We start from the raw sequence: 13,708 nt of genomic DNA on the forward strand, positions 1-13,708 counted from the left end.
CGCGGCGATGGCTCCGGTGTAGCCGGCTCCGAGGACGACGATGCGGTGTCTCATGGTGGCGCTCCTGTCTCGGCGGTGGTCGCTTCCTGAACCGGCGCTCGCCGAGCACCTCGGGGCCGCCACCCGACGCGCCGACGCGCTGCCCTTCACCGACCTGCTGCCCGAGCGGCGGTGGGCCGAGTCCGCCGGCAACGGTCTGCGGACGGTGATCGGCCGGGCCGGCACCGCCCCGCTGACGTTGGCCTTCGACGACGCCACCCCGCACTGGCTGGTCGGTGGGCGCACCGGCGCGGGCAAGACCGTCTTCCTCCTCGACGTCCTCTACGGGCTGGCCGCCCGCTACTCGCCGGCCGAGTTGCAGCTCTACCTGCTCGACTTCAAGGAGGGCGTGAGCTTCACCGAGTTCGTGCCCACCGGCCGGGACCCGTCCTGGCTGCCGCACGCCCGAGCCGTCGGTATCGAATCCGACCGCGAGTACGGCCTCGCCGTCCTGCGCGAGCTGCGCCGGGAGGCGCAACGCCGGGCCGGTGCGCTCAAGCGGCACGGTGTCACCAAGCTCGCCGACCTGCCCCGGGACAATTCGCTGCCCCGCATCGTGGCGGTCGTCGACGAGTTCCACGTGCTGCTGGCCGGCAACGACGCGCTGGCCCGCGAATCCGTGGACCTGCTGGAGGAGTTGGCCCGCAAGGGCCGCTCGTACGGCATCCACCTGGTGCTGGCCAGCCAGAGCATGACCGGCATCGAGGCCCTCTACGGTCGGGCCGAGGCGATCTTCGGGCAGTTCGCGTTGCGGGTGGCGTTGCCTGGCGGGGGTGGGGTGCTCGACCAGCTCAACGACGCCGCCGCGGCCCTGCCGATCGGCTCCGCGGTGGTCAACACCGCCGCCGGCGCGGTCGGCGCCGACACCGTGCTGCGGTTCCCCGACGCGCACGCCGCCGCCGCTGACCTGGCCGCGTTGCGCCACGAGCTGTGGCAGGCCCGTCCGCCGGGTTCGCGGGCACCGGCGGTCTTCAAGGGGTACGAGGCCGCGCGGGTCGAGAACGACCCGACCTTCGCCGGACTGCGTCCCGGCGGCCGGCGCCCGATGGCCCTGGTCGGCCGTACCGTCGACGTGCACGGCACGACCGCCCTGTTCCTGATGGACGCAACCCCCGGCCGGCACCTCGCCGTGGTGGGCACCGCGCCGACCGGCGCGGACGTGCTGCGCGCCGCGACGGTGAGTCTGGCCCGCCAACACGCTCCCGGTCACGCCCGGTTCCAGGTGGCCTCCCTGGTCACCGCCGCCGACCCGGTAGCCGACGACACCGAGGCCGTCCTCCGGGCGGCCGGTCACCAGGTGTCGCGTCTCGACGCGGCCGGGCTGCGCGACCGGATCGCCACCCTGGCCGGTGAGCCCGACGGTCGCGAGTACCTGGTGGTGTTCGGTATGGACGCCGCCGCGCCTGTTCTCGGTGCGACCGACCCGGGCACGTTCCGCTCCGGCCTGGACGACCTGCGCGAACTCCTGCGCCAGGGCCCCGGGCAGGGGGTGCACCTGCTCGGATGGTGGCGCGGGCTGCGACGCCTCGCCGACGACCTCGGCGGCACCCAGAACCGCGACGACATCGCCTGCCTGGTCGCCCTCAACGTGCCCGGTCCCGAGTTGGCCCTGCACCTCGGGACACACGACCTGGCCTACACGCCCCGCTCCGACCGGGCGCTGCTGATCGACCGGCACGACCAGCGCACCCGGCTGATCGTCCCGTTCGCCGGCGACGGGCACGAACCGGACGGGGAGCGGTGACAGTGTCCTTCGAGGAGTACGCGGCGCTGGCCCGACAGCTCTCCGAGCAGCGCCGCGCCGGCGAACAGCACGCCGCCACCGAGGCCGCACGCCGCCGTGACCTGCACGCCGCCGTCGACTACCTCCAGCAGCGGCTGACCGCCCAGGGGCACCGCCTCGACCAGCTCGGCCGCGCGATCGGCATCGACCAACCGCCACCCGGCCCACCGTCCAGCGTCGGGTCGGCCCCTTCCACACCACCGTCCAGCGCCGGATCGGCCCCGTCCACCCCACCCGGGACCGGGGACGGGGGAGACGCCGGCGCAGCCGGCGCGCCGGGGCAGGTGGGGTTCGGGGCGTACCCCGAGTTGCTGGCGGGGGAGGCTCGGCTGGCGTTGCCGACGGCGGTGAGCCCGGCGGGCGTCGGGGTGCCGGCGCAGCGCGCGGCGGCGGTCGACCCGACCGTCGAGTTGGAGCTGGCCCGGCGGATGGCCGACGAGGCCGACCGGCACGGGCAGCAGGCGGAGGTGCTGGCCCAGCGACCGGCGCTGCTACCGACGTGGTCACCGTTGGCGCGGGCGGTCGCCGTCTACGCCGGGTGTGGTGCTGCCGCCGGGGTGCTGGTGCTGGCCCTGGTGCTCGCCTCCGGGGTCGGTCTGGTCGACGGGTTCACCCTCGGCGCGTGGATCTGCGCGGGGTTGCCGGCGGTGGCGTTCTTCGGTGGGTACCTGGTGCTGGGCCGGTGGGGGCGACCCGCCATGGTGGCCGGCACCCCGCCGCGGTATCTGCCGCTCGGGTTCCTGATCTGTTTCCTGGTGGTGCCGATGGCCTACTGCGCCTACCTGCTGCTGGTGCGCGGGTTGCGCTGATCCCTGCGATTTCTGTCATTTCTGCTGGTCCGATTCCGACCGTGTTGACCGCGACACACGCGTGAATTATTCACGTGAGCTTCAGGGTGAGTCGGGCGTTGTGGCTGTGGTTATAGTCGATGTCCAGACACGCAGTTCGCGCGCGATGAGGAGGTCCGGTGATTCGTTGGGCCGGAACGAATGCTCTACGGTTCGTGCTCGCCGGGGTGATTGCCCTCGCGTTGCTCGCGCTCGTCGGCGTGCTCGTCCTCAAGCAGCGCGAGCCCGATCCATCGCCAGCTGGTAGGCCGACCGCGACCGCGAATGCCTGCCCGGGGATATTGACTGCGGAAACGGACGAGTGCCTTGGTCCGATAACCGACAGTGCCACGCTGGATCCCGCAATAAGGCCGGTCGCCGACAAAATTATGGCCGTTAACCGAGAGGTCGAGAAGAGCTCTTCGCGCTACGTCCGGATCGTTTTGTTGGTGCCGCTGAGCGTGGCCCGCCCGCCGGCCGCCTCGGCGATGTCCCTCGACCAGATCAGGTTCAGTCTGCAGGGCGCGTACGCGGCCCTGCAGAGGGCCAACAGCTCGTCCGCCTTCGGCGACAAAAACGCGCCTGCCGTGCAGTTGCTACTGGTCAACCAGGGCAGTCGGCAGCCGTTCCACGTCGAGCTCGTGGACCAGATCGTGGCCCTGCGCACTGCCGAGAACCCGCTGGTCGCGGTCGTCGGTCTCGGCTCCAGCTTCCAGGGCAGCAAGGACGTGGCGGCGAAGCTGTCGGCGCGGGACGTCGGCATCCCGATGGTCGGGGCGGTCACCTCGGCGACGGACTTCAACGCGGTCTCGTACCCGACGTTCCACAGCGTGTCACCGAGCAACATGGACTACGCGTTGGCGTTGAAGGATCTCCTGGACAAACAGCGCGACGTGCTGCCCCTGCGCAGCGGCATGATCGTCGCCGACCAGAACGACGACCCGTACCCGCGGACATTGACGGCGGCGTTCACCGAGGTGCTGAAGGATCACATCAAGACCGGATCGCCTCCCTTCAACGGCGGGACGGTCGACAGTCCCGCCACCCCGAACGTCTTCACTCCGGTGGTGTTGAACCTGTGCAACGCGGTCGTCGACCCACGCCTGCAAACAGACACGGTGTTCTTCGCCGGCCGCGTCGCCGACTTCCCAAGCTTCGCCGAGGCGCTCAAGGTGCGGAGCTGCCGCAAACATCCGCTGACCATCATGGTCGGTGCCACCGGCTTCCAGCTCACGCCCCAGCAGGTGGGTCTGCTGGACGAGGCCAACGTGTCGGTCATCTGGGCCTCCTCGGCGGACGCGCCGGCCTGGGTCGCCAACCGACCCGGCACACCGGACGGCTTCGCGGACTTCCTCAAGGCGCACCGCGACGCGGGTTTCCGCGACGACTCCCTCAACGACGGGTACGCGATGATGCACCACGACGCCGTGGCGAGCGCCGTCCGGGCGATCCGGGTGGCCGCCCTGGGCAACAGCGTGCCGGGCGTCGCCGACGTGCAGACCCAGTTCGGCAACCTCGCGCTGGCGCACCAGGTCCACGGCGCGTCCGGCACCCTGTCGTTCGGCCTGCGGGCGAACGGCGACGGGCGGGCCACCGGCAAGGTCGTGGCGTACCGGCAACTCGGCCGGACCGGCCCCCGACTGCCCGCCGACGTCGCGCCGTACCTCACCCGGTGACGCCGCCAGCGGGCCGACCGTCGCCCGCGTCGGGCACCAGCCAGTGTCGGCTGCGCGGGTCCTCGTAGGCGTCTACCCACTCGTTGGGCCGCCACAGCCGTACCCTGCGCATCCCGCCCTGCGGCTGGAACCCGAGCATGGTCAACGCCAACCCCAGCTCCGCCGCCGCCAGCACGACCATCGCGCCGCCGACGACCGGGCTCAGCACCCCACGTGCTCGGGCCAGATCCCACCCGACCGCGACGAGCGCCGCGACGGAGAGCACTGCCAGCATCGCGCCAGTCGCCCGTTCGGCCCGGTGCCGGTCGACCCGCTGCGCCCGGAACACCGGGACGACGGCCGAGGCGGACTGGTGACGCCAGTCCGCTTCGAGGCTCGCCCAACGGGCCGGGTCGGTGGCCTTGGCCGCCAGGAAGCGGTTGATGTCCGGCGCTGCCAGCCCGACCTCCTGAGCCCAGCACAGCAGCGTCACCAGGTTCGACTGTCGGTCCAGCCCGCGCCGGAACGGGTACACCTGCTGCCGCAGGAGCGCGGTGGCGAACCTCGGGTGCGCGGCCGGTTGGCGCTGCAACGCCGCGAAACACGCCGGGTCGGTGGCGAGCCGGAGCAGTCGGTCGACCAGCGCCACGAGCGACTGGTCGTCGGCGGCGGCACCCTCGGCGGTACGCAGACACCGCCACAACGGTTCGACGAACCGCGGATCGTCGGGTACGACGGCGACCAGGCGGACGACCATGGAGCGGCTGACCGAGCTCTCGCCCAGCCGTTCCACGAGCATCGTCATCACGTCGAGCAGCGTCTCGTGGGTGCCCCCGAGCGCGTCCGCCGCGTCCGCTCCTCCCGCGACCTTGGTCAGCCAGGTGAACGCCTGTTCCCGGGCGGCGTCGCGGATCGCCGCGCGGGGGGACGCCGTGGCGCTCAGGACCGCTGCCAGGGCGGGGAGCATCACCGCCGGCGCGGGGTCACGCAGTGGTTCGGCCATCCGATCGAGTACGGCGAACCCGACCGGGTTGAGGCAGTCCGCCCCGGCCAGGCAGGCGCAGGCGAGCACCGGGTCGATCTCGGCCAGTTCCCCGATGAAGTCGGTGACGACCGACTGGTCCGCGACGGCCGTGTAGAAGAGCACCACCCGACGCCACTCGCGTTCCATCACCCGCTCACGCAGCAGTCGCAGGCCGTCGTCGCCCTGGCGGAGCAGTTCGGAGGCGACCAGGTGCTCCTGCAGCGAGCGGTGCACGAACTCGTACTGCCCGTCGGCGACCCGGCTGAGCAGCCCGGACCGGTCGATGATCTCGTCCACGAACTCGCCGGCCCGGCCGTGGAGGGTCTGCCGGAGCCGGTCCCCGGTCGCGGACACGAACTCGACGAGCGCCAGCCGGCTGAACGGCCCGAACCCCTGCGGGCCGAGCGCCGCCCGCAGCGCGAACTCCCGCAGAACCCGCAGCTTGTCGGCTTGGTCGAACTCGTTCACACCGGTGGTGAGGCCGTCGGCCCGGAAACTGTGCCGGCCGAGCATCTCGTCGATCATCTCGTCGTACAGCCGGGCGGTGGAGTGCGCGATGGCGGGGAACTTCCGGCCCGCGTACAGGCCCACCGACATCGAGAGGACCAGTGGGTTGCGGTGCAGGCCCAACGTGCCCGAGGAGCGGAGTTGCTGCATGAACCGCTGTGGCCCGTCGACCTCCGGGAACCGGTCCGGGAAGGCCCGCAGGTAGGCGAGTATCTCGGTGTCCCGCAGCGGCGCCAGCGCATAGCTGCGGTGTGCTCCGAACCGCTCCGCCTGCCAGTCCTCGGCGATCCGCAGGAAGGTGAGCCGCCGACAGGTGATCACGATCCGGGCGTTGGCGGTGGGCAGCTCCGGTGTGTGGTCGCTGAGGAACCGGTACACCTCGTCCCGCACTGCCGCGTACGTCGTCGGCGTCACCTCGTCCAGCCCGTCGAGCAACACGACGCAGCGGCGCTGCTGCAACACCTGGGCGAGGAACTGGTCGGCCTCCTCCCTGGTCAGGGCAAGCCCTTTCTGTGACCGCAGCATGGCGAGGATGTAGTCGGTGAGCGCCCCGGGTTGCACGACCCCACGCAGCAGCCGTACCGGCACCAGGAACGGCACCTCCCGGTCCCGGCCCGTCCCACTGCGACCGTCGACTCCGCCCAGCGCCGCGATCCCGAACGCCTTGAGCGTCGTCGTCTTGCCGGACCCGGCGTCACCGAGGAGCACGACGTGCCCGGCCCGGTCGGCGATTCGTTCGGCGGCGTCGGCGGCACGGTCCGGCTGCCCGTCCTCGGTGACGAACAACGGCACCAGGGTCCGTTCGAGCCGCAGTGTCTCCGGTGCCGCCAGGTACGGGTTGTACACCTGGTACTCCTCGACGAACCACCGGCGGTACCGCTCCTCCGGAGCACCACGTCGGAGCTGCCCCATCCGTCGCACCACCCAGCCCGACAACGCCACTGCGGTCACCGCAGCGCTCATCAGCGGATCCACCTTCTGGATCCATTCGAGCACCGCCCCCAGCCACTCCAGCATGTCCACGTACCAATGGTGCGCCATTCCTGTCACGAAGCGTTACTGAGCGGTCACGACTCACCGGGGTTGTTCTGTTCGCTGTGAAGTCGCCGTCGGGCGCTGTAGCGCGCCGCACACCCGGGCACCACAGCGTCCACATTGGTGCCGTAATCTCCCCGCCCGAGCGCCGTGGGTGCGCAGTCGTTCGGGATCGCGAGATTCACGCCTAGACGTCTCGGCGAACGGCAGGTCGAAAGGTTGGGCAGGACAGTGCAGGGACAGGCGTCCACCACCGTCGAGGTGGAATCCGTTCGGGACAGTGCGACAGCCGAGGCGGCCACGCCACGAGCCGATCAGGAGTCGGGGCTGACCGTCGTCGCGGCGTCGCAGCAGGCCGGTCCCGGGGCGGTGCTCGCAGGGTTCGGGCTGATCGCCGCCGGAGCTGTCGCCGCCTGGGCGATCTGGCGTAGCGGTATCTCCGCCGCGAAGATCCAGCCGGAGGACTCCACGGCTGTCTTCCTCACCCTCCTGGTGTTCGCCGCGGCTGTCGAACGGATCCTGGAACCGTTCTCACGCTGGCTGCCCGGACGGGCCGCCGAGGCCGCGTTGGCACGAGCGGTGGCCGAGGTGGACGCCCGGACCGACGGCCCGACCGAGGCCGACCGCGAGGCGGTCGCCACGGCCACGGCGACGGTGGCGCGGGCCAAGGCGAACCGCACGGTCGTCGCGTGGGGCCTTGCGAGTGGGCTGGCCACCGTGGCGTCCAGCGCCGGCGGGTTCTACATCCTGCACGCGGTCGCAGGCGCTGACTGGAACGGGGTGGCGATCTGGATCGACGCCATCGTGACCGGTGTGATGGTCGGCAGTGGCACCAAGCCACTGCACGACCTGATCAACCGGGTGCAGAACGGGCCGCCCTCAGCGGCGTGATCCACCGTTGTCGTCGCAGTCAGGGCTGGTCCGCATTCTGGGGATGCCTCGACTGCGGCGATGTCGTGTCGATTATCCCGGCTGCTCGCTGTGGTAACTGAGGCGTCCGGTGTCGCTGAACTCCTGCTCCGTGGTGGACAAACCGAAGACGCGGCAGGTGCAGCCGTCGCCGGGTTGCTTCGCTGACGCTTCGGCGTAGTACCAGACCTGGCCCACCTGGGCAGTGAACGTCCGAGTGGTACGCGGCGGCATCTCGATCGCCCGGTGAGGCTGGCACTCGGCGTCGAAGAGCCAGAGCACGTACGGCTCACTGAACGTCGAAACAGTTCCCCGTACCGGGTCTCCCCACCGGTCCGCCGGGATGTCCCGCAGGAACAGCGCCGCTGCCTCCTGGCCCTTGAGGTGCACGACGCAGTCCCGGCTGACCTGGCTCTGCGGTGACGATGCCGGTGTGGGCGTGGGCCTGTCGCGCAAGCCCCAACCGTCTCCGGTCACCTGCGGAATAGCGAGCAGGAGGGCCAGCAGCAGCGCGAGACCACCGCCCAACCCGACGGCGAGAGCCAACCGACGTCGGCCGGGCGGTCTGCTGGGCGTGCCCGCAGGTGTCACGTCGCCGCCCCCATCCCGCGCTGGCCATCACCCTCGCCGGCTGCGGAGTCTACGGCGCTTCCCGCCCCGGCACCGCCCCGCGAACCCGGTCCCGGATCCGCGTCCTGTCGGTCTCCTGCCGTTCGGCGTCCTGCGTCGATGCGTCGACGGCCTGCGCGGCGGCAGCGAGGATCTCGTCGCGTTCGCTGTCGGTGAGACCTTCGTCCTCAAGGAGTCCGAGCAGCAGCACCGTCCGGGCAACGACCGCCGCCGCGCTGTCGGGCACCGGTTGGCGCTCGCCGAGTGCCGCCCAGACCAGCGCCTCGGCCAACACCGGATCGACGTCGTGCCCGCCGGCGTCGTAACGTTCCCGCGCGGACGCCACGAACCGGATCACCGGGGCCCGATCCTGCCCCGCGACGAACCGCCGCCGTACCGCCACCAGCAGCGCACCGGCGAGCAGATCACCGTACCGCCGCCAGTCCCGCTCGGTGAACCGACGTAACCGCCGTTCGTGGCCCCGCAGCCGCCCGGTCAGCAGGCCTCGTAGCGCCGCATGCGGATCGGTCACCATCGTCGCCCCCTGATCATCATGCGTGCCCTCCGCTGTCGATGTCTCCTGGCCACCAGGGCACTCGCCGCGTGGCAGCCGCAGGCGATCTGCTCGGCGCGGACCCTGTCGCTGTCGGCGTCGCGGGTGTCGCTGGCGTTGCGGATGTCGCTTGTGGTGCTGTCCGCCCGGTGGGCGTCGCCGCTGGTCGTGGTGCCACCGCTGCGTCCCGGCGGTGCCGCCAGCACTTTGATCAGCGCCGCCACCGCCTGGTCGATCCGGCGGCCGCCGACCGCGAGCAGGGCACCGACCAGGTCCAACCGGGTGATGGCCGCCGTGAACTGCCGGGCCGCGACCGCGTCCGCCACGATTCGGGTACGCCGAAGCTGGTCCTCGGCCACACCCAACCGCCAGCGGACACGGGCGGCCAACGCGACGGCCCGATCCGCGTCGACGCGAGCGGAACGCAGGCCGGCGAGCAGGTCACCGACCGAGCTTCCCGGCGATCGCGTGTCCGAGCCTTCCTGCGATCGCCTGGCCGAGGTGCCCGGTGACCGCGTGTTCAAGCTTCCCGGCGGTTGCCTGGCCGAGGTTCCCGGCGGTCGCGTGCTCGCGGCCAGGCCGGCGTAGACCAGACTCAACGCTCGCCAGCACTCCGTGACGGCGTCCTGCCAGGGCAACCGTCGGCCGAGCGGCCCCGCCCCATGTAGGTGCGCGCCGGCCCGGTCGGCGGCGGAGATCGTGGCCAACCAGGCGTCACGCAAGTCGTCCACGGTGTCGGTGCTCATTCGCCCGCCTCGGCGCTGGACTTCACCAGAAGGGCGAAGCGCACATCCGTACAGGGGTAGTCGACTCCGCACTCGCAGAGCCAGCGACGCACCACGCGCGGCGGATGAGCGAACAGGACATCGTCGGCGTCTTCGACGTCCTGCGCGGAGACGAGGCGAGAGCGTCGTTCGGGTGCGGCTGGTGGTTCGGTGGGGGATTCGTCGGGTCGATCGGGCATCGGAGGCTCCCGTCGGGTCGTACTCCTTGCTGTTCATGGCGTTGCTGGGTGCTGCTGGCATGGCGTGGGGTGGCGTGCGGGCACACCCCGGCACGCCCGGCCGGAAGGGGGGACCGACCGACCGGACGCTCTCTGCGCGGTGGGAACGACCAGCTCCGGTTTGCAGACCTGGGAGCCAGCCGTTTCGAACTTTACACAACTAGTCACGGATAGCAAGCACGACAAAACGTTACTTGTCACGAGTAGTAGCGCGTGATCAAATGACGGGGCAGACCTGGGAGTCCATATGCCCGTCAAACCAAAGTGGGAGCGGCTCGCGGACCACATCCGGGGCCAAATCGAGTCAGGAGAGCTCGCGCCGGGGGACCAGTTGCCGTCCACCGTGCAGCTCAAGGCTCAGCACGGCGTTTCGACGACCGTCGTTCGGCAGGCCATCCTGGTCCTTCAGACGCAGGGTTGGGTGCAGGGCGTTCACGGCCTCGGCGTGTTCGTTGCTGAGCGCTGACCGCTGAGCGAGCCCGAATGTGGGGCGTCTACCCCAGATCTTGGACAGTTTCCGTTCATGAGTAACGGAAACTGTCCAAGATCTACCCGTTGCCGCACCCAGTCGACGTCTCGTCCGCCACTTCCGTCGACGAGGTGACGATTGAGCGAGCGGGCGGTCGCGCTGGGTGCGCGGATCTCGTACGCTCCCAGGTGGTCTCCGCCGGTGCGGTGGTGGAGGCGATGGTCGACCACGGGGAGGCGCGCGTGAGCGCAGCACAGATCATCGCGAGGTTGGCGGCGGCGTCGCAGAAGCTGGACGAGGCGAAGGCCAAGACCGCAGCGGCGGCACAGGACGCAGCCGAAGCGCGGGCACTCGTCGCTGGTGCCCTGGAAGGTGTGGCTGCGGGTCCGCTGGTCGGCATGATTGACGCGTACCGCCAGGCGCTGGCGCAGGCGTCCCAGGGTGGCGACCCGGCCAAGCAGCACGTCCAGGAGACGATCGCCAAGGTCCGAGCGCTGGGAAACTGACAACGGGTGGTGGCAGCGCAACCCACCAACCACCCGCAGCGGCGGACATCACCTTGCGGCCTGCGGTTCCGCGCTTGAAGCCGGCAATGGCCGACCGCGACGGACGACGCGAGGCACGGAGTCGAGAGGACCGGGAGGCGCCTCCGCCCACACGGCGGAAAAAGGTCAGCCCAGAGGCGATTGCTGTTGGTGGTTCATCGGCGGCGACAGCGTGGGCGACCGTTTCAGAGTTCTTGCCAGCTCTGCCGAAGGCAGTAGCCGGCGTCGTGCTCGGGGCGGTAGCCACCTGGGGATCCCTCAAGGCTTACAAGGCGAGGTCGCACAACGACGGAGGTTCAGTTGAAGATCGATGAGCGAATCGAGCAGCTCGTCCGCGACGCGTTGCACTGGGCCGTCAAGCGGCAGCCGGGCGAATTTGACGAGGCACTGAAGATGTTCTCCGACGAGCCAACGCGGCGGTCGGCCATGGAACTGCTCGTCGCAATCTCTGCCTTCGTCAGTGCTGACATCTGCGCGGGAAGACCATCACCACAACAAGTACAGGAGTTGGCCGCCGAGGTTGCCGAGGCCGAGGCCTGGAGCTCCGTGACCGGTGGCGAAGTCGAAGCCTTCCTCAGTGCCGTGCTGACCGGCCGACCGCTGTCGGGAGTGCTGCCAGCCGTAAGCGCAGTCGTTCTTGCCTTCGTTGTGGCGGCGAGTCTCCTGTCGCTGCGCCCGAAGGACGAGGGGGAGTGGTGGTTCAACTATCTGGACAAGGTGGAGGCGGCGATTGAGGCGGCCGGCTGATGGGCGCGCCTGATTCGGATGCCCGCGACGGTGGGGACCTGGACGGCTTCCACATCGGCCACCTGCCATCGGGCATCGGGGACCTGGTTTCGGACTTCGCCTCCGAGTGGGAGGACGTCAGCTTCGCCACTCGTGTCTGGGAGCGCCAGGTTGAGGACGGCCATCGGGTCGACCTGCGGGTGCACGTGCTCCGGGGTGAGCGGCTCGGAACTCTCGCCGAGCTACGCGACTTCCTGGCCGAGTATCACGAGCGTGATCCTGCGGATTGGGAGTTGACCGAATTCCAGCATGTCGACAGCTCTGGTCTCATCGGTGCCGCTGAGGCGTTCTGGCTGGCGGCGCCCGGTGTCGCCGTCGACGTGCTGGTCGATCAGGAGCGTTTCACCACGGACACCCTGCGGGCAGTCACCCAAGGAATCACCGCGCCCGAGAGCCCTGCGGCTTCGCCGACGTGCGTTCGACGATGACCAGGGGAATCTCCCGCTCGGTGCCCTTCTGGTAGCGCGCGTACGTCGGGAAGACCTTCGTCATCACCGGCCACAGCCGGGCGCGCTCCTCGGCGGTCGCCGTCCGGGCTCTGGCGGCGAACCGCTCCGCGTCGACCTGGATTTCCACGGTCGGGTCGGCGCTCAGGTTCAGGTACCAGGCCGGGTGCTTGTCCGCGCCTCCGTTGGACGCCACCAGCAGGTGGTTGTCGCCGTCGCGTCCGTACATCAGGGCGGTGCGCCGCAGCGTGCCGGTGCGGCGTCCGCGGGTGGTGAGCAGCAGCGAGGGTACGCCGTGGAAGGTGCCGCCGTCCGCGCCGTCGGTCTGCACGTAGCGTCGGATGTGGCTGGCGACCCAGCCGACCGGGCTGTCCTCGACTGCTTCGTGCTGATCCTGCTCGGTCACGGCATTGCCTCCTCGGAAATTACGACGGGCTGCCGTCAGCCGCGCGAGCGGGGCAGGCAGCACTTCTTGTACTTGCTACCCGACCCGCACCAGCAGGCGTCGTTGCGGCCGGGTGGCCAGGCGGTCACGCCGGCCTCGTCGAGGCTGTCGGCGTACTCGTCGAGGGTTTCCTCCTCGGTGGGATCGCTGCCGGCGCGTTCCGCGAAGGCCGCCAGGCCCGCGACCGTGCCGGCGACCACGCCCAGGTCGGTGCCGCCCAGCCCGGAGGCCTCGATGAACGCTCGTTCGGTCTGGGCGCGGTGCTCGTCCCAGGTGGGCGGGTAGGTCTCGGCGAGCGCCGGCCACCGCACCAGCAGCGCATCGAACTCCGCCTTTGGCCAGAAGAGCAGCGTCGCCGGGCCGTCGTCCAGGGCGTCGAGCGCGTGGTCGCTCGCGGCGCGCAACCGGTCGGCGAGGTTGTCGTACTCGTCGTGCGGCAGGCCCAGTTCCGCACGCAGGTCGTGCCGTCGCTGAGTCAGGCCGAAGATCATGGCTGCGGCCTCGTCCTGGGCGTCCTCGGACTCGTGCTGCTGGGTGCGGGTCCGTTCCAGGATCGCGTCGAGTGCCCCGGTCAGCCACTCCAGCGCCGTCTCGGTGTGGTCGGACTCGACCAGCTCGTCGATCAGGTACGTGGCGTCGGGGCTGGTTTCCAGCAGCGGGCGGAGCGTGGTCAGCTCGGCCAGACCCTCGTCGGAACGGCCGAGGCGCAGCAGCAGGCCGCCGCGGACCGCCCGGGCGTACGCGTCCTCGTCAGGCTGTTCGGCGATGGCGCGGGTGGCCAGGGCGAGCGCGTCGGCGCGGTCACCGGCCTGCTCCAGGATGTCCGCGGCGACCAGCAGGGCGTACCCGGTGTCGGCCGGGTCCGCGACCCGGCCCTCGTCGACAGCGCCCACCAGTTCGGCGACGAGCGCGGCCGGGTCGGGGCTCCTGACGCCCAGGACGCCGATCTCGTCGATGCGGTCAGCGGTCAACAGTTCGGGCATGGACACATCCTGGAGACGGCGTACGGGCGGGAGTGGTCAGCCTATCCCCGGGTCGGTCGCACCCGGTGGAGCCGGAGCGGCCGACCACCA

General features: G+C 70.6%; 14 protein-coding genes and 1 pseudogene. 8 read left to right on the top strand and 7 right to left on the bottom strand.

Annotated elements, in window-relative coordinates:
* Nucleotides 1-94: 94 nt before the first annotated feature.
* The 3 genes and pseudogenes from ACWCO3_RS04330 to ACWCO3_RS04340 form a co-directional block, all read left to right on the top strand.
* Nucleotides 95-1,783: pseudogene (locus ACWCO3_RS04330) on the top strand (FtsK/SpoIIIE domain-containing protein); the annotation flags it as partial.
* Nucleotides 1,780-2,631 carry a hypothetical protein gene (locus tag ACWCO3_RS04335; RefSeq protein ID WP_358165206.1) on the top strand — a complete coding sequence of 284 codons (852 nt, stop codon included), beginning with the start codon at nucleotides 1,780-1,782 and terminating at the stop codon, nucleotides 2,629-2,631. The pseudogene ACWCO3_RS04330 and the gene ACWCO3_RS04335, both read left to right, overlap by 4 nt.
* Nucleotides 2,632-2,789: 158 nt before the next feature.
* Nucleotides 2,790-4,325, top strand: coding sequence for a hypothetical protein (locus ACWCO3_RS04340; RefSeq protein WP_450008423.1), 1,536 nt, complete (start codon nucleotides 2,790-2,792; stop codon nucleotides 4,323-4,325).
* On the opposite strand, the gene ACWCO3_RS04345 is transcribed toward ACWCO3_RS04340, so the two are convergent.
* The gene (locus ACWCO3_RS04345) at nucleotides 4,315-6,852 is read right to left on the bottom strand and encodes an NACHT domain-containing protein (protein ID WP_450008457.1); all 2,538 of its coding nucleotides are present in this window, start codon (nucleotides 6,850-6,852) and stop codon (nucleotides 4,315-4,317) included. The two genes, ACWCO3_RS04340 and ACWCO3_RS04345, sit on opposite strands and share 11 nt — an antisense overlap.
* A 249-nt stretch (nucleotides 6,853-7,101) precedes the next feature.
* On the opposite strand from ACWCO3_RS04345, the gene ACWCO3_RS04350 reads away from it, so the two are divergent.
* Entirely contained in the window at nucleotides 7,102-7,761 is a 660-nt protein-coding gene (locus ACWCO3_RS04350; protein ID WP_423437246.1) for a hypothetical protein, read from the top strand.
* Between the two features lie 72 nt (nucleotides 7,762-7,833).
* Here the strand turns inward: ACWCO3_RS04350 and ACWCO3_RS04355 are convergent, their stop codons facing one another.
* From ACWCO3_RS04355 to ACWCO3_RS04370, 4 genes are read right to left on the bottom strand one after another with little or no spacing between them, the layout of a single operon-like run.
* Nucleotides 7,834-8,370 (bottom strand): hypothetical protein, encoded by a 537-nt coding sequence (locus ACWCO3_RS04355; RefSeq protein ID WP_358051531.1) that lies wholly within the window; start codon nucleotides 8,368-8,370, stop codon nucleotides 7,834-7,836.
* Between the two features lie 49 nt (nucleotides 8,371-8,419).
* Nucleotides 8,420-8,920 carry a hypothetical protein gene (locus tag ACWCO3_RS04360; protein WP_450008426.1) on the bottom strand — a complete coding sequence of 167 codons (501 nt, stop codon included), beginning with the start codon at nucleotides 8,918-8,920 and terminating at the stop codon, nucleotides 8,420-8,422.
* Complete coding sequence (locus tag ACWCO3_RS04365; protein ID WP_450008428.1) at nucleotides 8,917-9,687, bottom strand: hypothetical protein; 771 nt, start codon at nucleotides 9,685-9,687, stop codon at nucleotides 8,917-8,919. Before ACWCO3_RS04365 ends, ACWCO3_RS04360 begins: the two co-directional genes overlap by 4 nt.
* The gene (locus tag ACWCO3_RS04370; protein ID WP_145779785.1) at nucleotides 9,684-9,905 is read right to left on the bottom strand and encodes a hypothetical protein; all 222 of its coding nucleotides are present in this window, start codon (nucleotides 9,903-9,905) and stop codon (nucleotides 9,684-9,686) included. The genes ACWCO3_RS04365 and ACWCO3_RS04370 overlap by 4 nt, the downstream gene beginning before the upstream one ends.
* Nucleotides 9,906-10,191: 286 nt before the next feature.
* Between ACWCO3_RS04370 and ACWCO3_RS04375 the strand changes: the two genes are divergently transcribed.
* The 4 genes from ACWCO3_RS04375 (at nucleotide 10,192) to ACWCO3_RS04390 (ending at nucleotide 12,172) form a co-directional block, all read left to right on the top strand.
* Nucleotides 10,192-10,410 carry a winged helix-turn-helix domain-containing protein gene (locus tag ACWCO3_RS04375; RefSeq protein ID WP_124822494.1) on the top strand — a complete coding sequence of 73 codons (219 nt, stop codon included), beginning with the start codon at nucleotides 10,192-10,194 and terminating at the stop codon, nucleotides 10,408-10,410.
* A gap of 245 nt (nucleotides 10,411-10,655) precedes the next feature.
* Complete coding sequence (locus ACWCO3_RS04380; RefSeq protein ID WP_088949318.1) at nucleotides 10,656-10,919, top strand: DUF6244 family protein; 264 nt, start codon at nucleotides 10,656-10,658, stop codon at nucleotides 10,917-10,919.
* A 339-nt stretch (nucleotides 10,920-11,258) separates the two neighbouring features.
* Complete coding sequence (locus ACWCO3_RS04385) at nucleotides 11,259-11,705, top strand: hypothetical protein (RefSeq protein WP_145779786.1); 447 nt, start codon at nucleotides 11,259-11,261, stop codon at nucleotides 11,703-11,705.
* Nucleotides 11,705-12,172, top strand: a complete 468-nt coding sequence (locus tag ACWCO3_RS04390) for a hypothetical protein (RefSeq protein ID WP_450008432.1) — start codon at nucleotides 11,705-11,707, stop codon at nucleotides 12,170-12,172. Before ACWCO3_RS04385 ends, ACWCO3_RS04390 begins: the two co-directional genes overlap by 1 nt.
* Here ACWCO3_RS04390 and ACWCO3_RS04395 read toward each other — a convergent pair.
* Both ACWCO3_RS04395 and ACWCO3_RS04400 read right to left on the bottom strand, forming a co-directional pair.
* Nucleotides 12,123-12,596 (bottom strand): nitroreductase/quinone reductase family protein, encoded by a 474-nt coding sequence (locus ACWCO3_RS04395; RefSeq protein WP_450008434.1) that lies wholly within the window; start codon nucleotides 12,594-12,596, stop codon nucleotides 12,123-12,125. The genes ACWCO3_RS04390 and ACWCO3_RS04395 overlap by 50 nt on opposite strands.
* 35 nt (nucleotides 12,597-12,631) lie before the next feature.
* Nucleotides 12,632-13,618 (bottom strand): SEC-C domain-containing protein, encoded by a 987-nt coding sequence (locus ACWCO3_RS04400; protein WP_450008436.1) that lies wholly within the window; start codon nucleotides 13,616-13,618, stop codon nucleotides 12,632-12,634.
* Nucleotides 13,619-13,708 lie beyond the last annotated feature (90 nt).

It is taken from the genome of Micromonospora sp. NPDC002411 (genome assembly GCF_053592955.1).